Source organism: Sinomicrobium kalidii, assembly GCF_021183825.1.
Lineage (GTDB): Bacteria > Bacteroidota > Bacteroidia > Flavobacteriales > Flavobacteriaceae > Sinomicrobium > Sinomicrobium kalidii.
In genome coordinates, this window is sequence record NZ_CP089211.1 from 4155035 (window position 1) to 4173733 (window position 18699).

19 protein-coding genes and 1 other RNA gene are annotated in these 18699 nt (G+C 45.5%); 11 read left to right on the top strand and 9 right to left on the bottom strand.

All coding sequences use genetic code 11. The features are described from left to right. Window positions 1–52: 52 nt before the first annotated feature. The 3 genes from LS482_RS16905 to LS482_RS16915 all read right to left on the bottom strand — a co-directional run bounded on the left by LS482_RS16905 (window position 53) and on the right by LS482_RS16915 (window position 3890). Window positions 53–1462, bottom strand: coding sequence for a bifunctional UDP-3-O-[3-hydroxymyristoyl] N-acetylglucosamine deacetylase/3-hydroxyacyl-ACP dehydratase (locus LS482_RS16905; protein ID WP_233028692.1), 1410 nt, complete (start codon window positions 1460–1462; stop codon window positions 53–55). Further along, a complete protein-coding gene (lpxD, locus tag LS482_RS16910) occupies window positions 1455–2483 on the bottom strand; it encodes a UDP-3-O-(3-hydroxymyristoyl)glucosamine N-acyltransferase (protein ID WP_233028693.1) in 1029 nt (342 codons plus the stop codon). Before lpxD ends, LS482_RS16905 begins: the two co-directional genes overlap by 8 nt. A gap of 171 nt (window positions 2484–2654) precedes the next feature. Further along, window positions 2655–3890: an HD domain-containing protein gene (locus LS482_RS16915; RefSeq protein ID WP_233028694.1), complete on the bottom strand. Its 1236-nt coding sequence runs from the start codon at window positions 3888–3890 to the stop codon at window positions 2655–2657. 103 nt (window positions 3891–3993) lie between these two features. Between LS482_RS16915 and porX the strand changes: the two genes are divergently transcribed. The 3 genes from porX to cysM all read left to right on the top strand — a co-directional run bounded on the left by porX (window position 3994) and on the right by cysM (window position 7201). Continuing rightward, complete coding sequence (gene porX, locus LS482_RS16920) at window positions 3994–5541, top strand: T9SS response regulator signal transducer PorX (RefSeq protein ID WP_233028695.1); 1548 nt, start codon at window positions 3994–3996, stop codon at window positions 5539–5541. Window positions 5542–5787: 246 nt separating this feature from the next. Next, window positions 5788–6195, top strand: coding sequence for a tRNA (adenosine(37)-N6)-threonylcarbamoyltransferase complex ATPase subunit type 1 TsaE (gene tsaE, locus LS482_RS16925; protein WP_233028696.1), 408 nt, complete (start codon window positions 5788–5790; stop codon window positions 6193–6195). A 121-nt stretch (window positions 6196–6316) separates the two neighbouring features. Continuing rightward, entirely contained in the window at window positions 6317–7201 is an 885-nt protein-coding gene (cysM, locus tag LS482_RS16930; RefSeq protein WP_233028697.1) for a cysteine synthase CysM, read from the top strand. Window positions 7202–7322: 121 nt separating this feature from the next. Here the strand turns inward: cysM and rnpB are convergent. The 3 genes from rnpB to LS482_RS16945 all read right to left on the bottom strand — a co-directional run bounded on the left by rnpB (window position 7323) and on the right by LS482_RS16945 (window position 9121). Then, an RNA gene (gene rnpB / locus LS482_RS16935) (RNase P RNA component class A) lies at window positions 7323–7650 on the bottom strand. A 63-nt stretch (window positions 7651–7713) separates the two neighbouring features. Further along, complete coding sequence (locus LS482_RS16940; RefSeq protein WP_233028698.1) at window positions 7714–8232, bottom strand: DUF7935 family protein; 519 nt, start codon at window positions 8230–8232, stop codon at window positions 7714–7716. A gap of 85 nt (window positions 8233–8317) precedes the next feature. Continuing rightward, window positions 8318–9121 carry a 5'-nucleotidase C-terminal domain-containing protein gene (locus LS482_RS16945; RefSeq protein ID WP_233028699.1) on the bottom strand — a complete coding sequence of 268 codons (804 nt, stop codon included), beginning with the start codon at window positions 9119–9121 and terminating at the stop codon, window positions 8318–8320. A 37-nt stretch (window positions 9122–9158) separates the two neighbouring features. Here LS482_RS16945 and LS482_RS16950 point away from each other — a divergent pair, with 37 nt between their 5' ends. From LS482_RS16950 to porD, 6 genes are all read left to right on the top strand, one after another. Beyond that, complete coding sequence (locus tag LS482_RS16950) at window positions 9159–9683, top strand: DUF6913 domain-containing protein (RefSeq protein ID WP_233028700.1); 525 nt, start codon at window positions 9159–9161, stop codon at window positions 9681–9683. Between the two features lies 1 nt (window position 9684). Beyond that, window positions 9685–10572, top strand: a complete 888-nt coding sequence (dapA, locus tag LS482_RS16955; protein WP_233028701.1) for a 4-hydroxy-tetrahydrodipicolinate synthase — start codon at window positions 9685–9687, stop codon at window positions 10570–10572. 237 nt (window positions 10573–10809) lie between these two features. After that, complete coding sequence (locus LS482_RS16960; RefSeq protein WP_437441000.1) at window positions 10810–11604, top strand: outer membrane protein assembly factor BamD; 795 nt, start codon at window positions 10810–10812, stop codon at window positions 11602–11604. Window positions 11605–11614: 10 nt separating this feature from the next. Then, window positions 11615–11941, top strand: a complete 327-nt coding sequence (locus tag LS482_RS16965) for a DNA-directed RNA polymerase subunit omega (protein ID WP_233028703.1) — start codon at window positions 11615–11617, stop codon at window positions 11939–11941. Next, entirely contained in the window at window positions 11942–13150 is a 1209-nt protein-coding gene (gene coaBC / locus LS482_RS16970; protein ID WP_233028704.1) for a bifunctional phosphopantothenoylcysteine decarboxylase/phosphopantothenate--cysteine ligase CoaBC, read from the top strand. Between the two features lie 73 nt (window positions 13151–13223). After that, window positions 13224–14123: a type IX secretion system protein PorD gene (gene porD / locus LS482_RS16975; RefSeq protein ID WP_233028705.1), complete on the top strand. Its 900-nt coding sequence runs from the start codon at window positions 13224–13226 to the stop codon at window positions 14121–14123. Between the two features lie 5 nt (window positions 14124–14128). On the opposite strand, the gene LS482_RS16980 is transcribed toward porD, so the two are convergent. Then, window positions 14129–15013: a lysophospholipid acyltransferase family protein gene (locus LS482_RS16980; protein WP_233028706.1), complete on the bottom strand. Its 885-nt coding sequence runs from the start codon at window positions 15011–15013 to the stop codon at window positions 14129–14131. Window positions 15014–15081: 68 nt separating this feature from the next. Between LS482_RS16980 and LS482_RS16985 the strand changes: the two genes are divergently transcribed. Both LS482_RS16985 and LS482_RS16990 read left to right on the top strand, forming a co-directional pair. Further along, entirely contained in the window at window positions 15082–15729 is a 648-nt protein-coding gene (locus LS482_RS16985; protein ID WP_233028707.1) for a rhomboid family intramembrane serine protease, read from the top strand. Between the two features lie 192 nt (window positions 15730–15921). Next, window positions 15922–16629 carry an SIMPL domain-containing protein gene (locus tag LS482_RS16990; RefSeq protein ID WP_233028708.1) on the top strand — a complete coding sequence of 236 codons (708 nt, stop codon included), beginning with the start codon at window positions 15922–15924 and terminating at the stop codon, window positions 16627–16629. Between the two features lie 178 nt (window positions 16630–16807). On the opposite strand, the gene LS482_RS16995 is transcribed toward LS482_RS16990, so the two are convergent. After that, window positions 16808–17737: a phosphatase PAP2 family protein gene (locus tag LS482_RS16995; protein WP_233028709.1), complete on the bottom strand. Its 930-nt coding sequence runs from the start codon at window positions 17735–17737 to the stop codon at window positions 16808–16810. Between the two features lie 137 nt (window positions 17738–17874). Further along, the gene (locus LS482_RS17000; protein WP_233028710.1) at window positions 17875–18699 is read right to left on the bottom strand and encodes a DUF4249 domain-containing protein; all 825 of its coding nucleotides are present in this window, start codon (window positions 18697–18699) and stop codon (window positions 17875–17877) included.

Here is an 18699-nt window from a genome sequence, read left to right on the forward strand (position 1 = left end):
TCGATTGTATCGATTATAATGCGAATACGGAAAATACACAGGGGTAATTTCCTTATTCATTTTTAACTTTTACTATCTGTGCCATCATTTCGGCTTCTGTGGCCAGTTTACCGTTGGCATAGGCATATCCCTGCATATGACAGATACCTCTTCGAATGGGAGATACCAATTCCAGTTTAAATATCAGTGTATCGCCCGGCCCCACCTGTTGTTTGAATTTCACCTTGTCTATTTTCATAAAAAAAGTAAGGTAATTTTCCGGATCGGGAACCGTACTTAATACGAGTATACCTCCTGCCTGGGCCATTGCTTCCACCTGCAGCACACCCGGCATTACGGGAGCCCCGGGGAAGTGTCCCACGAAGAAAGGTTCGTTCATTGTAATGTTCTTTACGCCCACAACATGTGTATCCGAGAGTTCGAGTATTTTATCCACCAGCAAAAACGGCGGGCGGTGCGGCAGTTTTTTCATGATGTCCGTTACGTCCATCAAGGGCGGTTTGTTCAGGTCAAACTGCGGTACTTTATTTCTTTTTTCGATCTTGATGATCTTGGACAGCTTTTTGGCAAACTGGGTATTTACGAAATGCCCGGGTTTATTGGCAATGACCTTACCGCGGATACGCGTACCCACCAGGGCGATATCTCCTATAACGTCCAGTAATTTGTGTCGAGCCGCTTCGTTGGGATAGTGGAGGGTAAGGTTGTCCAGGATGCCGTTTGGCTTTACGGAGATGGAATCCTTTTTAAAGGCTACTTTGAGTTTTTCCATCGTTTCCTGAGAGAGTTCCTTGTCTACATAAACAATGGCATTGTTCAGGTCACCTCCCTTTATGAGGCCGTGCTCCAGAAGGGTTTCTATTTCATGGAGAAAACTGAAGGTCCTGGCATTGGATATTTCCTTTTTGAATTGCGACAGGTGCTTCAGCGTGGCATTTTGTGTTCCCAGGACCTTGGTGCCGAAGTCGACCATAGTGGTTATCTGGTATTCATCAGATGGAATAACCGTGATCTCACTCCCGGTTTCTTCGTCCATGTAGGAGATTACATCCTTAACGATGTACTCTTCTCTTTCGACTTCCTGTTCCACAGTGCCCGCTTTTTCCAGGGCCTCCACAAAATACTTGGAAGAGCCGTCCATTATGGGGGGCTCCGGAGCGTCCAGTTCTATTAAAACATTATCTATTTCCAATCCCACCAGGGCAGCGAGTACGTGTTCTGAAGTGTGAATCTTAACGCCTTTTTTTTCAAGGTTGGTGCCTCTCTGGGTGTTTACCACATAATTGGCGTCCGCTTCAATTACAGGGGTACCTTCCAGGTCTATGCGTTTAAAGGCATAACCGTGATTTTCGGGGGCGGGCTTGAAGGTCATGGTTACCTCATGTCCTGTGTGAAGACCAACTCCCTGTAGTGTAACTTCTTTTGCAACAGTACGTTGTTTAACAACTTTATCACTACTCATTATCGTTCCGTTTTTTATCTAATTGGTGAATGGTTTGTGCTAATTTGGGCAGATTTTTAAAATGTACGTAAGATTTGTTGAAGTCACCGAGATTAAATGCCGGAGACCCCTGCAATGCCTCGTCGTCCTGGACATTTCTTGATATTCCGGACTGTGCCTGTATCTTTACGCGGTCGCCTATGGTCAAATGCCCTACGATCCCCACCTGTCCGCCTATCATGCAATTTTTCCCGATTTTGGTAGAACCGGCGATACCGGTCTGTGCTGCGATCACGGTATTTTCTCCTATTTCCACATTGTGGGCTACCTGTATCTGGTTGTCCAGTTTCACCCCTTTTCTTATAATGGTAGAACCCAGCGTGGCCCGGTCTATGGTGGTACCGGCACCGATATCCACATAATCCTCCAGGATAACATTGCCTGTTTGGGGGACTTTTTTGTACTGGCCGTTCTCTTCCGGGGTAAAACCAAAGCCGTCGGCTCCTATTACCACCCCGCCGTGGATAACACAATGGTTGCCAATTACGGTCTCCGAATAGACCTTGGCACCTGCAAATATGGTCACATTGTCGCCTATGGAAACATTGTCTCCTATATAGGCATTGGGATAGATTTTACAATTATCCCCAATCCGGACGTGATCTCCTATATAAGAAAAGGCCCCGAGGTAGATGTTTTCACCGTAGCGGGCAGAATCGGAAATATGGGACGGCTGCTCTATTCCCGTCTTGTTCATCTTCACCTGATTGTAATATTCCAGTAACCTGGAAAATGCTTTGTAGGCGTCTTCTACCTTGATGAGGGTAGTGGAAAGCCCGGTCTCGGCTTCAAATTCTTTGTTTACAATAGTAATGGAAGCCCTGGTGGTATAAATGTGAGGCTTGTATTTGGGGTTAGCCAGGAAAGTAAGGTCACCTTCCGTACCTTCTTCTATCTTGGCCAGCTTGGAGACTTCCACATCGGGGTCACCGATAATGTCCCCTTCCAGGATGCCTGCTATTTGACTTGCTGTAAATTTCATTCTTGCAAAAGTATAAAAAAAGTAAATATTAAGTTGTCGGCTTGTTAAGTTAGTGGGGAATCGGGGGTATACGAATATGGGACATGATCTATTACCGGGCTTAATCCCATGAATTGGCGGGGATTGAAAGCGGGTTTTCCTGTTTAATATTTTTTCCGGTTTTTCTTTCTCCTATACGTTTTGCCCTTGTTTCGGATAGCAGATATAGTATTTGGTCACCAGTTTGGACAGTGCTTTTATATTGAGCAGGTCCGAAGCCTTTACTACGTCAGATTTCTTTCCTGTTTTCATCAGAATATGAATATTTTCCTTTTCCATGCTGTACGCGAGGTTTTCCACTTCTCCCGTAAATACGAAATACCGTGCCGTTTCTGCCGGGACCCCGTATTTTTCGATAAAAAGATCGGTGTGTTTTTTTAATTTTTTATCCGAAAAGGGTTTTTTCCTGAACTTTATTTTCAAAAGGTCGCGGTTCAGTAACATGGTGCACAAGCGGGAAAGTACAAAATCCTCGTGGAACTGCCATTCCTTCATGGCCGATATAATATCGTAGTCGTCCAGCCTGGAAAAAATGTCGAGGACATCAGCATTGAAATCCTGGATTTCCACCTTGTTCCTCAAAAAATATTCCAGGGCGCTGCTCGCGCTCAGGTCGGCCCCTTCCGAAACGAGTTCCTTTGCCCGTTTCAGTACGCGGATAAGAAGTTGTTCTGCGGACAGCCCCGTTTTGTGCAGGTATGCCTGCCAGTACATCAACCGCCGCGCTACCAGAAATTTTTCTACGGAATAAATGCCTTTCTCCTCAATAGCCAATTCGTTGTCTACCACGTTGAGCATGGTGATCAGCCGTTCGGAATTGATATTCCCTTCTGCCACCCCGGTGTAGAAACTGTCTCTTTTCAGATAGTCGGTACGGTCAATATCGAACTGGCTCGAAATAAGCTGGTGCATGAATTTCCGGTGGTATTCCCCGCGGAACATTTTAATGGCAAGCGTTAAACTTCCGTTAAAAATACGGTTCAGCTCTTCCATAAAAAGCAGGGATATCCGCTCGTGGCTGACCCCGTTTACGATGCTGTGTTCCATGGCATGTGAGAAAGGTCCGTGGCCGATATCGTGAAGCAGGATGGCAATGAGTAACGCTTCCTCTTCTTCTTCGGAGATCTCAACCTTCTTAAAACGAAGGGTTTGTACGGCTTTTTGCATAAGGTGCATGCACCCCAGCGCGTGGTGGAACCTCGTGTGGTGAGCCCCGGGGTAGACCAGGTAAGACAATCCCATTTGCGAGATTCTGCGAAGCCGTTGAAAGTATTTGTGCTCTATAAGATCAAAAATAAGCGTATTGGGTATGGTAATAAATCCGTAAATTGGATCGTTAAATATTTTGAGTTTATTAGTACGTTTCATATGTTTATTTTTGGCCCGAAATTATACCTGTAAACCCCGGTCCGATGATTTTTTCCCCTCTTATGACAAAGGAATACCAAATGCAAAATACAAATATACGGATATGAGCAACATAAAAATACTGTGGGTCGATGATGAAATTGATTTGCTGAAACCCCACATTCTCTTTCTCGAAAAGAAAAATTACACCATAGCTACCTGTCAGAGCGGTGCAGATGCCATAGAGGATGTAAACGAAAATAACTACGATATCGTTTTCCTGGATGAAAACATGCCCGGACTTACCGGTCTGGAAACCCTTACGGAGATCAAGTCGAAGCGACCGAACCTTCCGGTGGTAATGATCACCAAAAGCGAGGAAGAGTACCTTATGGAAGAAGCCATAGGTTCTAAAATAGCCGATTACCTCATAAAACCTGTGAATCCCAATCAAATACTGCTGTCCCTGAAAAAGAACCTGGATCATTCCAGGCTGGTATCGGAAAAGACTACGGCCAATTATCAGCAGGAATTCCGAAAGATAGCGATGGATATGGCCATGGTCAATTCTTATGAAGAATGGGTGGTGCTCTATAAAAAGCTGTTGTACTGGGAGCTGGAACTGGAGAATATCGAGGACATCGGAATGGTGGAAATACTGGAATCGCAGAAAACCGAAGCCAACACGCAATATGGTAAATTTATTGAAAAGAATTACCCGAAGTGGTTTTCTGACGGTGAAGGCCCGGTGATGTCGCACACCATGTTCCGGGAGCTGGTGGTGCCCGAATTGCAGAAAAACAAACCGACATTGCTCGTGGTTATAGATAACCTGAGGTACGACCAGTGGATGGCTATTGAAGATGCGGTTAACATCCATTACAAAACCGGGAAAGAGGTTCCTTACTGCAGTATCCTCCCTACGGCTACGCAATATGCCAGAAATGCCATTTTCTCCGGTTTGATGCCGGCCGAAATGGAAAAGCTGTATCCCGGTTTCTGGAAGAATGATACGGATGAAGGCGGTAAAAACCTGCACGAGGCCGATTTTCTCAACGAACAGATACGCCGCCTGGGACTGGACATCAAATGGGAATATCACAAAATATCTTCGCTGAAAGCAGGACGGCAACTGGCGCAGAATTTCAAGTCGCAGAAGAATAATGACCTCACGGTGATAGTGTATAACTTTGTGGATATACTCTCGCATTCCAAGACCGAAATGGAAGTGATCAAGGAACTGGCCTCCAACGACAAAGCGTATCGCTCGCTGACCCAAAGCTGGTTCAGGAATTCACCGTTACTGGAAATCATTCAGCAGTCGCAGCAACTCGGCTTTAAATTGCTGCTCACTACAGACCACGGGACCATAAATGTTAAAAATCCGTCCAAGGTGATCGGGGATAAGGAAACCAGTCTGAACCTCCGTTATAAAACGGGGAGGAGCCTGTCTTATGAAAACAAGGAGGTGTTTGCCGCAAAACGGCCCAAAGACATCCATCTGCCGTCCATAAACATGAGCAGTTCGTTTATCTTTGCCAAGGACGACCTTTTCTTTGCGTATCCGAACAACTACAATCATTATGTGAGTTATTACCGGAATACCTACCAGCACGGCGGAATATCACTGGAAGAAATGATCATACCTTTTGTAGTCCTGGAGCCGCGGTAATTAAGGGATAAAGAATGCTGAATACCGAATAATGAATGATGAAGTGTAAGTTCAGATAGTACTTTACTGATGATGTGGTGTTCCTTTTATTAACCGCATGTCAGACTCATTTTGTCAGTTTCTCCGGAGACGTTGTGTCCTTTTGTTGTTGAAAAAGGGCTTCAATGGATCAGGTAAACTTCAGGATATTACTACGAGATCATATTTCATCATTCGGCAGTTCGAAATTCAATAGTTACGTAATACATGAAAAAAATAAGCTATACCCTGGCTGATATCGATAAGGTGGCCCGGCAGCTCATTGACGAGGTTCCGGATAAAACCTTGTTGTTTTACGGAGCAATGGGCGTGGGGAAGACCACACTCATAAAATCACTCGCAAAACAGCTTGGGGTGGAAGATATTACTGGCAGTCCCACTTTTGGCCTGGTCAACGAATATGAAGGGGCAGGCGGGCTCAGGATCTACCATTTTGACTTTTACCGGATAGCCGACGAAAGCGAAGCGCTGGATATCGGTATAGAGGACTACCTGTATACCGGCGACTGGATCTTTATCGAATGGCCGGAAAAGATAGAGGGGCTATTGCCGGAAGAGGCGGTGACCATTCGTATGGAAAAAAGTGCAACGGGGAGCCGGGAATTGTCTTTTTGATCGGAAACCCGGAACCGGAAAAAATAATGGTATTTTTGTGGGGAGTAAATCCGTAGCCGACGGATTTTTAAACAGCATTAATCCATATAATCTATGGGAAAAGCACAGTAAACCTGAAAAAATGTACAAGACCTTATTCGACAACATCGGAAATACGCCCCTTGTGGCGACCAGGACTTTGGTGAAGAACAAGAACATCACCCTCCTTCTGAAACTGGAAGGCAACAACCCCGGAGGCAGTGTGAAGGACAGGGCGGCCTACAACATGATAAAAAGCGCACTGGAGCGGAAAGAGATAACACCGGAAACCAGGATTATCGAGGCTACAAGTGGCAATACCGGTATTGCACTGGCCATGATAGCCGGCTTGTTTAAGCTGGACATAGAACTGGTTATGCCCGAAAACTCTACAAAAGAAAGGGTGCAGACCATGCGGGCGTATGGGGCGAAGGTAACACTTACCCCGTCTGATGTCGGTATAGAAGGGTCCCGGGATTATGCAGAGAAAAAGATGGAGGAAGAAGGGTATGTAATGCTCAACCAGTTTGGTAATGACGACAACTGGAAAGCCCATTACAAAACAACGGGCCCGGAGATATGGCGGGATACGGAAGGTGAGATCACTCATTTTGTCTCGGCCATGGGCACTACGGGGACCATAATGGGGACGTCGACCTACCTGAAAGAGAAAAATGCTGCCGTACGTATTGTGGGTGTACAGCCTACGGACGATTCCAGCATTCCCGGGATACGGAAGTGGCCGGAAGAATACCTGCCCGGAATATTCAATCCTGCAAAAGTGGATGAAGTCATTGAGGTAAGTGAAACCGAAGCTGCGGATATGACCAGGCGCCTTGCGCGTGAGGAAGGGATTTTTGCCGGGATGAGCAGCGGGGGAGCTGTCTGCGCTGCGCTGAAACTGGCAGAAACACTGAAGGAAGGAGTTGTTGTGGCGATCATCTGTGACCGTGGCGACAGGTACCTGTCTTCCGACCTGTTCGGTTAGTTCTGGAGTTGATTAGTCCGGGAATTCCGGAATTGGTGGGGACCGGGGAAAATATAAGATGCTTCGTAAAAGCAGCGAATCGAGGTCTGACATCTCAAATCCAACATCTTATATCTATCTGAAAAAAAGCAGGCCTGTAAGCCGGATTCTGTCGGGTCTTATCATTTATCTGGGATACCGGTTGCCCGGTATCTCTAACCGCCTACCCTCCGGCTCCCGCTGTGAACGAGTCGGGCGCGCAACCCTGAGCCGGTTTACATGGCGTTGCACCGCGTAGAGTTTACCTGATTTCACTACAGCATTACCTGTACATCCTTTCTGTTGCACTGGTCCTCTCCGCTTTAACGGAGGGCGGGTGTTACCCGCTACGCCGCGCTGTGGTGTCCGGACTTTCCTCACCCCGGAATCCGATAGTTATCGGGACGGGGAGCGATAAGACGGCCTGCGGGGCAAAGATACGAAGCTTTTCGGGTAAAACGGTTATCTGCACATGTCTTTGTTCCGGAATCTGTTTAATCGAGAAAATCACTTACCTCTCTTTTAATGTATGCAAGGGCTGCCCCGGAAGGCGAGGTTTTGTCGAGCAGTTCGTTGAGGACGGTTTCCCGGAGTTTGTCGGCGGAGTCTGTCTTTTCACTCATATTGGCCTTTCTGATAAGCTGTATGGTGGTGTTCTTGGCGGTTTTTATCACGTTCCAGCATTCATCACTCATGTATATCTGCTGGGACAGGTTGTGGTCGTATTCGTTTTCGATGTTCCTGATGAGCAGGCTTTCATAATCTTCCTTGCTGGTGCCGTTGGGCGTAACCCGCAAAAGCAGTTTGGAGGGATTTATGCGTTCCAGGAAGAGTACCATGCGCTCATAAGCCTGTAGGCGGACAGGGACGGTTTGTTTATGACTTTCCCGTTGCAGGAGAAAACGCCGGCGGGCATTTTCGTTTTTGACAAACTGGGTGAATGAATAATAGGCAACCAGCCCTGTGATCAGGGCGGGAATACAATAAAAGAGTAAATCTAATGCCGGAGTCATGGTTTGTTATTTATACGGTTATGCGATGGGTGTGTTATATAACGTATGACACGTGAAAATTGTTATGGACGAAATATAAATCAATTCAGTCCCTTACAAAACGATCATCCCGAACTGCACGGATGGTATCGGTCCTGGAAAAATAATCGATCATGGCGTTCCGGATGCGGTAATCCACAGGGGTGACGCTTACCGGATCGAGGAAAAAGTCCATGTGGTCCCCTCCGTTCATCAGATAATCTGATGTGGCTATAAAATAGGTCTTGCCTTTTTCTACCGGATTCCCTCCTATACGAACACTTTTGAGGCTACCGTCTTTCTGAAGGGAGAGTGTAATACCGCTTATGGGGTGTGCGGTTTTTCCTTTTACGAGGTAATTGACCATTTCCCTTACTTTTTCTTCTGAAAGTTCCAGGATTACAATGGTATTTTCAAAAGGCATTACCTCGTAGGCCGTGCGTGCCGTAACATGTCCCTCGGGCATAATGGCCCGGATGCCGCCAAAATTAAGGAGTACGGCGTCGATGTGTTTTTCCGTTCTTTTGTGGAATACGGGATCGGCCTGTTCCATGACAATATCGGCCATTAGATTGCCGATGGCCGTGTTCAGTTCCCCGTCCGTTTTGCTCAGAGTCGAGGGGTTGTAGGCCAGGGGAGCACTGAGATCCTTGTCGATATGTTCCCGGAACGGGCGTATAAAATCGTCGACAGACTTGTCTTCCTCGATACTGTCGTTAATGTTGATCTCTTTTCCTTCTATTTTTGAAATTTTCCGGGCAGAACCGTTACCTTCGCCTTTACAGGAAAAAAATAAGGTGAATGTTATAAAAACAACAAAATGTGTTATTTTTATGTGTTTATGAGACGGTACAACTATGTTTTTATGCATGGTAATGTATTACATTTGCAAAACAAAGCGAAGGTATATGTTTTTTAAGAAATATAAGGAAAAAGCTGCGCACAAAATTCTCGCAAGAGGCCTGCCTGCTAACAGCGGGAGGCACGATGCGGGAAGTGACAAGGTATCTTCGCTGGCCTGCGTGGTAAACCTGGACGAATTCGATGATGTAGAGGCGTTTAAGGAGCTTGCAAGAGATATGCAGGTCCGGCAGGAAAACTTCAGGATTATTGGTTATACCGACAGGAAGGATGCCAACGCCTATTACGGAATCCCGGTCTTCCGGGATGAAGACCTGGGGTGGAAGGGAGTGATCCGCAATGACCGCTATCAGCAGTTGCTGGACAAGCCCTATGATATGCTGATCAGTTATTACAGTCGTCCCGGTTTGTTGCTCGGGCTGGCCACTTTTCAGGTCAACGCCGCATTCAAGGTAGGGTTGAAGGGCGAGTATGAAAAAGGAAATGATTTTATAATGAACATTACTCCGGAGCGGTTTCCGGAATTCAGAAAAGAGTTAATTAAATATCTCAACATTTTAAATAAGATATAAAATGTCAAAATTCACAGGCACCGGGGTAGCTTTGGTCACCCCGTTCAACAGGGATAATGGTATAGACAGGGGGGCACTGAAGAGCATTGTGGCCCACTGCACGGAAGGAGGAGTGGAATATCTGGTGGTTTTGGGAACCACTGCGGAAAGCGCGACATTGACCAGGGAAGAAAAGGAAATAGTAAAACAAACCGTAATAAAGGCAAATGCAGGCAAACTTCCGCTGGTGCTCGGTGTTGGCGGTAACAATACCGATGAAGTGATACGGGAACTGCAGGGAACGGACCTTTCGGCCTTCGATGCCATTCTGTCTGTTTCGCCCTATTACAACAAGCCAACACAGGAAGGTATATATCAACATTTCAAGGCTGTGGCCAAAGCGTCTCCGGTACCTGTTATTTTATATAACGTTCCGGGGCGGACAGCTTCCAATATATTGCCTTCAACCGTTTTGAGGCTGGCAAGGGAAGTGGACAATATCATCGGGATAAAAGAAGCGGCAGGCGATATCGTACAGGCCATGCGGCTCATTAAGGACAAACCGGAAGGTTTTCTGGTGATCTCCGGGGATGATATGGTCACGCTCCCCATTGTACTTGCCGGAGGGGCCGGGGTGATCTCGGTAATCGGTCAGGGGTTCCCCAGGGAATTCTCAGATATGGTGCGTTACGGTCTGGAAGGCAATGCAGGTGAGGCCTATATGTTACATTACAAGCTTATGGATGCCATAGATATGGCTTTTGAACAGGGGAATCCGGCGGGGATAAAATCCGTACTGCACGCTTTGGAACTGGCAAATGGTGCGGTACGCTTACCTTTGGTGAAGGCTGATAAGGACCTGGAAACAAGAATTTCCGGTTTTGTGGAAAAAAATATAAAAGTGGTGTAAACCCGGTTTAGCAAACAGGAACAGTTCATATATAAGTAAGAACGGCGGGGGTGAATTCTAAAAATAAGGTTAAAATTCGCTCCCGCCTGTTTTTGGTGAGGGATGTAAATTGTATCTTCGGGCGATAAATAATTTTGTATTATCCAATTATTGGCTAATTTTGCCGTTAATTTTAGCGGTAAATAGTATTTTCGTGATGTTTACGGGATACGGCCACTGAAAATTTACGTGTTGAGCATGAAGAGATTTTTTTATATCGCCGTTGCGGCTGTCCTGCTGAGTTCCTGCAGCGAGTTTCAAAAAGCGCTGAAGAGCGAGGACATTAAGTTGAAATACGATCTGGCGGAAAAATTGTACAATGAAGGGAATTACAAGAAGGCCAACCGTCTTTTCGAACAGATCGTGCCCCAGTATGTGGGAAAACCACAGGGAGAACGGGTGGTGTATTTTCATGCAAACGCCTATTACCAGACCAAAGACTATTACCTCGCCGCCTACCAGTTTGAGCGTTTTTCCAAATCATATCCGAAGAGTGACAAGGCCGAAGAAGCGGCTTTTCTCGGGGCCAAAAGTTATTATATGTTGTCCCCGAAATACAGTGTAGACCAGATGGAAACCAATACGGCTGTGGATAAACTGCAGTTATTCATCAACAATTATCCCGATTCGGAATATGTAAAGGAAGCCAATCAACTGGTGCAGGAGTTACGGACAAAACTCGAAAAAAAGGATTTTGAAATTGCAAAACAGTACAACAAAATACGGTACTACAAGGCAGCCATAAAGGCGTTTGACAATTTCCTTTCCAATTATCCGGGAACCACATTCAGGGAAGATGCCATGTATTACAGGGTGTTGTCTTCCTACAATCTCGCGGTGAACAGTGTTTATGAAAAGATGGAGGAGCGGTTGAACAGTACCAAAGAAGCCTATAATACGCTGAAAAGGTATTACCCGGACACCAAATATACCGAGGAGACCGACAAGATGATGGCCGTAGTGGAAGAAGAATTACAACAATTTAGCAAATAAGAAGAGAGAGATGAGCAACTTGAGAAAAACAGAAGCCCCGGTTTCTACCGTTACTTTGGACAAGAACAAGATAGATGCGCCCACAGATAATATCTATGAAGCGATATCTATTATTGCAAAAAGGGCTACACAAATCAATTCCGAAATTAAAAAGGAACTGATTGAAAAGCTGGAAGAGTTTGCCACCTATACCGACAGCCTGGAAGAAATATTCGAGAACAAGGAACAGATAGAAGTGTCCAAGTTCTATGAAAAGCTTCCCAAACCCCAGGCTATTGCAGTAGAGGAGTGGTTGAACGACAAAATATACTACAGGAATACTGAAAAAGAAGCGTAAATGTCTGTTTTAAGCGGCAAGAACATCCTTTTAGGCATTACAGGGGGCATTGCCGCTTACAAAACGACTTTTCTGGTGCGGTTGTTTATAAAATCCGGAGCCGATGTCCGGGTTGTGATGACTGAAAACGCCAGGGAATTTGTTACGCCACTTACCTTGTCTACCCTGTCAAAAAATCCCGTGTTATCTTCATTCACAGATGAAGAAGATGATAATGCCACATGGAACAACCACGTGGAACTCGGGTTGTGGGCAGACTACATGGTGATTGCCCCGGCCACCGCCAATAGCATGGCGAAGATGGCCAACGGGGTGTCAGACAATTTTCTGCTGGCCACGTACCTTTCTGCCAAATGTCCTGTTTATATTGCTCCGGCGATGGATCTGGACATGTACCGTCACCCTTCTACCGGGGCTACCCTGAACATCCTGAAAAAATACGGTAATGTAATTATCCCTGCCGCACACGGGGAACTGGCAAGCGGACTCGTTGGCGAAGGCAGGATGGCCGAACCGGAAGATATTGTGGCTTTTATGGAAGACCATATCATCCGCAGTCTGCCCCTGTTCGGAAAGAAAGTACTGATCACGGCAGGCCCTACCTATGAGGCCATTGACCCGGTGCGCTTTATCGGGAATCATTCCTCCGGGCGCATGGGGTTTGAACTGGCAAAGGCCGCAGCCCGGCTGGGTGCCGAAGTGACATTGGTTACAGGACCGACGCATCTTTCGGCAGATAATCCCGAAATAAAAATCATTCGGGTAATAAGTGCGGAAGAAATGTACAACGCCACCAGTGAGCTGTTTCCCGGAACGGACATCGCTATCCTGGCTGCTGCCGTTTCCGATTACAGGCCTGCAAACCCCGCAGACCGAAAAATAAAGAAAAAAGAAGCTTCCCTGACAGTTGAGCTTGAACCGACAAAGGATATTCTCGCTGCTCTCGGAAAAGCGAAAAAACAGCAATACTTGGTAGGCTTTGCCCTGGAAACCCATGATGAACTTGAGAATGCCAGGGGAAAACTCCGCAGGAAAAACCTCGATGCCATTGTACTCAATTCTCTTAACGACAAAGGCGCCGGTTTTGGTAAGTCCACAAATAAGATTACTTTTATAGACAGGGAGGAAAATGCCACCTCTTTTGAACTAAAACCGAAATCGGATGTTGCCCAGGATATTTTTACCGAAATACTTCGACGCATGTCTTAACTTTAAAGCTAAGGGAAATACCTTTTCTGGAAAATTCCTGATTGTAAATTATTCAATATTGATCTTATCGGAAATGAAAAAAACAGTAGTCTTCTGCTGTGCGCTATGGATGTTACTGTGGTCGCCCGGTTTGTTTGCACAGGAACTGAACTGCAGGGTTATTGTAGACGCCGAACAGGTGGGACAGAGCAATAAAAAAATCTTTGAAACCCTGGAAAAATCCCTCACGGACTTCGTGAACAAAACCAGGTGGACCAACAAGGTATACGCTCCCCAGGAACGGATAAACTGCAGTATGTACATCACGGTCAGCGATTATGAATCCGATCGTTTTTCGGGAGCGATACAAGTGCAATCGTCAAGGCCGGTATACAATGCCTCCTATGAATCTCCCGTGTTTAATTTCCAGGACAGGCAGTTCAATTTCCGCTACCTGGAATTCCAGCCGCTTTTCTTTAATCCGAATACTTTCGAATCCAACCTTGTGTCTGTAGTAACCTATTATGTATACATTATTCTCGGGATGGATGCAGACACCTTTGCGCCCCAAGGGGGAACAGCTTATTACGAACAGGCCCGAAAGATCGTGAACCTGGCGCAGAGCAGCAATTATTCCGGCTGGAAACAATCCGACGGCAATAAGAGCCGGTGGGGATTGGTGGATAACCTCCTGTCCAACCCGTTTAAAAGCTACCGTACGGCCCTGTATGAATATCACCGCAAAGGGCTGGACATGATGACCCAGGATGCCACCTCCGGAAAGGAATCCATGGCCAGGTCCATGAAATTCCTGGAACGCGTGAACTCCACCAGGCCCAATTCCTTTTTGCTACAGGTATTTTTTGATGCGAAGAAAGACGAAATACTCAATGTTTTTTCCGATGGCCCCAAAGTGGATATCGTAAGCCTTAAAAATTCATTGAATAAAGTGGCTCCTGTTTACGCCAATACCTGGGAAAAAATAACGTTTTGAGAAAATTATCCGGTGGGCGCTTTGTCTTTATGCTTCCATCGTTTATGCGTCCAGAAATAATATTCCGGGGCCGCTTTAATCTGTTTTTCCACTTCCCGGAGATACATATCGGTGATTTGATAATCCGGGCATGTCGAAGGAGATGTGGTAAGTGTTTTAAGGGTTGTGCTGTAATATCCCCTTTTTATTTTTTCGGTGTGCATATATATCACGGTCAGGTCTGCTCGTTTGGCGAGTATTTCAGGACCTACGTGTACAGGGACCTTTATGCCCATAAATTTCTGCCAGTATATGGCTTTGCTCAACTGGGGGGATTGATCACTTAAGAAGCCGTAAATGGCGGGCACCTTATTTATTTGGTTTTTTCGTATGACCTTAATGGTTTCTCTGGTTTCGATCAGCGTAGTGCCGTTTTTTCCCCGAATACTTTTAACCAGATTGTTAAAGTATTTGTTTTTAATGCGTTGATATACAGCATATCCTTTGGAAGAAGTAATATACAGATTTATTGTAGAGCTCCATTCCCAGTTGGCATAATGCGGAAACAATATAACAATACTTCTTTCTTTTTCCAGCTTTTGTATAAGCTCTATATTGGTAAATGTATAGCGTTTTTTTATTTCGGCTTCTGGTATCGAAAGGGATTTTATCATTTCCAGGAACACGTCTCCCAGATGCCGGTAAAATTTTTTCTCGATACGAAACCGCTCTTCGGGAGACAAGTCCGGGAGGGCAAGTTGCATATTGGCCCTGACCGTTTTTTTACGATACCCGATGAGTCTGTACAGGATGAAGTAAACAACATCTGAAAAGAGGTAAAGCAAACGGAACGGTAGCCGGGAAATGATCCACAACAGGGGATATGCCAGAATAAAGACCAGAAGCTGCATTATATCTCGTAGTATTTCCGGCAAATATAGCTATATTTGGACACATAAGGTTACAAACATAGCATTCTATGAACTTGAATATAATAATGATAGCGGTGATTGCCGCTAATGTACTGGTTTCCATAAAAGGTTTTAACGACCTTTCTTTTTTTGAACGTTATAAATTCCAGATAAGAGCAATAAAAAACGGCGAGAGATTGCGTATGCTGACTTCGGGTTTTCTGCATGTAGACGTGACCCATTTGCTGTTTAACATGATCACATTTTACTTTTTCGCCCCGATCGTAATATCGCATTTCGGTAATCCGAAATTCCTGGGCATTTACCTGGCAAGCCTGCTGGCCGGGAACCTGCTTTCTTTTCAGTTTCACAAGGGAGAAGATCATTACAGTGCCGTAGGTGCCAGCGGGGCAGTGACGGGAGTCATTTATTCGGCCATACTGCTCAATCCGAAGATGAGCCTGTATTTCTTTTTTATTCCCATACCTATTCCGGCCTATGTGTTTGGTATAGGTTATTTGTTTTATTCCATTTACGGAATGAAAAGGAGGATCGGGAACATCGGGCACACTGCACATTTTGGCGGGGCAATCGGCGGATATATCCTCACGTTGATCTTTTACCCGGGGCTTGTTACCATCGATCCGTTGATGGTGATTTTGCTCGCTATTCCTATCGTTTTACTCTATATTCTCGGAAAAACGGGGAAAATGTAACATTAAGCTGTCAAAAAAATCTACCTTTGTATGGCTACGGATTTCCCGCGGAACCGGGCAGGGAGGAAGTGGTACCTGCCTTTCCGGGACCGTTAAGAATACCATAAATTTTCCGGATGGAGGGGAAGCATTGTCCTGTTTGGCACAGGAGTTGATATTCAGGATGAATATAAACACAAAAAGCAATATATAATGAAAAGAATCATTTTAACTTTAGTATTAGGCAGTACCATGGCATTACAAGCACAAAATCCTTCAGTATTGGTAAAAAAAGACCACACCGGTACGATATCCGTCTCAGGTGAAGGAACGGTAAAGGTGGTTCCCGATAACGCTACCCTGAAAGTGAGGATTGAGAACGAGGGAAAATCTGCCAGCGATGTAAAAAAACTCAATGATGTGCTGATAGACAAAGTTTTGAAGTTCTGTAAGAATGATATGAAAATCGAAGCCAGGAACGTCAAAACCGAATACCTGAACCTCAATAAAAACTACGACTACCAAACCAAGGAGTACAAATATGTGGCCAATCAGTCGCTTTCCATACAGTTGAAAGACCTTTCCAAGTATGAAGCCCTGAGCCAGGGACTCCTGGAAGCGGGAGTCAACCGGATTGACGGGGTGGAGTTCGGAGCTTCCAATATCGAGGAACTGAAAAGCAAGGCGCGGATCAAGGCCGTGGAAAATGCACGAAAAAAAGCAGAGGAATACGCTACGGCGCTCGGTAAGAATGTAGGTGATCCTGTTTACCTGTCTGAAACCGGTCAGTCCGAACCTGTTCCTATGCCAAGGGTGGCCATGATGAAGATGGAAGCCGATGCCTCCGGTAGCGGGGAATCCATTGCTATTGGTGAAATGAGTATCAAGGCTACTGTGAATGTTGGTTTCGAATTGAAGTAATTCATTTCAACAGCTATAATAAATACAAAGCGGGATGTATCGGGAAAACGGGATCATCCTGCTTTTTTATTGATCTCAATTTTATTGACCACAGATATACAGCTATAATTAGCCGTGTATTCCGGGGGCAAAACAAACTTTCGGTCGGAGAGGCTTGGTGGTTTATTTATAAGCTATCCTAAAAGGTGACTACACAATGTAACCCGACCATTCTGCCCGATATTTGCGGTATCAGTTGTAATCTGGGTTTTTCCGGTAAAAACGCCTGGTCCGTTTCGGATTCCTTTTTTTGTTTGCTCCTTAGTTTTCTGGAGCTGTTTACAATGGCTTTTCCTATCAGGGTTCCTATGACACCTCCGGCAACCATGTCTGCCACCCAGTGCCTGTGGCTCTTGATATCTGAAAGAAAGACTGCGGTAACCAAAGTGTAAGGTATCCAGTAATTGTCGAATTCCATGGCCAGGACTTTGGCGACAGCATAATATGCTGTTGCATGAAATGAAGGGAAAGCAGTTCCGTCAGGGTCAGAATTAAAGGAAATACCGTGAAAATTACCAAAATCGAGGGGATTGGAAGTAAACGGACTTTCCGGAGGAATACCGTCGCTTAACGCTGGATCGGGGCGTTGTCTTCCGAATACGGATTTTAATATTAAATGGGAAATTACATAGGAATAGGTCAATGCCTTAAATGAGTTGACTACGGCAGTCTGTCCTTTTTCACTGTTAGCTATTATGGAACCACCGTATATTCCGAGCAGGGAATAGGTGATATAAGCATCATTGCCGCGAAAGGGAGAGAATTCAATTTTTTCCGACTTTGACCCAATTTTGGGCAGGGAATAATCAATATTATTTTCAATATGGTCCTGGTAGAATTCCGTAGTGTATTTATCGACCATGACCAGACCGGCGATTCCGCCTGCATAGGCCGCTGTTTTCTTCCAGTTCCTTGAAGTAAGGTGTCCCATTTCCCGGAAATCACCGGGAACGCTTAAAATGCCGTTTTTGAGTACTTTCAGGGAGGTTTGAAAGCGTCCTTCTTTGCTACGTGCAGTGTCTTTTACCTGTGAAGAAGCAGGCCATAAAGTGATCAGTGACAGGATCACACAACAATTTTTAATAGTTAACATGGTTGGGGGCTTGTTAAGGGGTTTGACTTTAGTTTCTTACATATATGAATGGTCTTATTTTGATAAACAGGTTGAATTCTGATGAAATCTCCGGTGAGGAGTATCCGGTAATTTTATTCGAGTGTATATACCACTTCGTGTACTTCTGACAGGCGGAAGTACCCGAAGGGAAAATTGTCTTTGTCCGTCAGGTTTATGCAATTACCCCGCACCGTTGCAGGCTGGGTCTGGAACGGGTTCCCCTGGCTTGAGCTTTGTTCCAGAAGAATACTCATAAAATTGTAAAACCGTTCGGATACTCCATACATCCTGATCGTGATTTGATTGCCCTGTTCCAGGTTTTCATCGGTGTAGTAGGCAAATATACGATTGCCCTGAATGTATTCGTCTTCATAAACCTGTAAGGTGGGGATAAGTGCTATATCTGGCACAAATTCAAACAGGTAATAGTTGTCCTCGTCCGGCGGGTCGATGAAATAGGTCTTGATGTCGTAATCGTTACCATCAAAACCACCGCCCCTGGTTTGAACGATATCGTCAATTTCGGTTACGGGTTTCATGGTTTCCGTTGCCGTGTAATGTTCCCCTTCATATGTGATATCCAGGGTGTAGGATTCCCCGGTTTCGGGAACGAGCTGAGCGTTTTTATATATCCCCGAATTATCCACTTCCCGGAAGCTGTAAACAGTGCCTTCGCTATCTGTAATTTCCACTGATGCCCCCGTTGCCGGGGGGACTTCGTTATTGTAATAGGGGGCAGAAGTTGTAAGCCGTATTTGCTGTGCTTCGGGGAGCGTACCTTTGTACATGTTTATAGAGGCGTCAATGACCAATCGGGGAGCAGCTTCCGGCACATCCACATGAACAGTGTCTTCACAGCCCGCGAGCGGGATGATTAACATCAGGTATGGGAATATTTGTTTTATATCGGTTAGCAT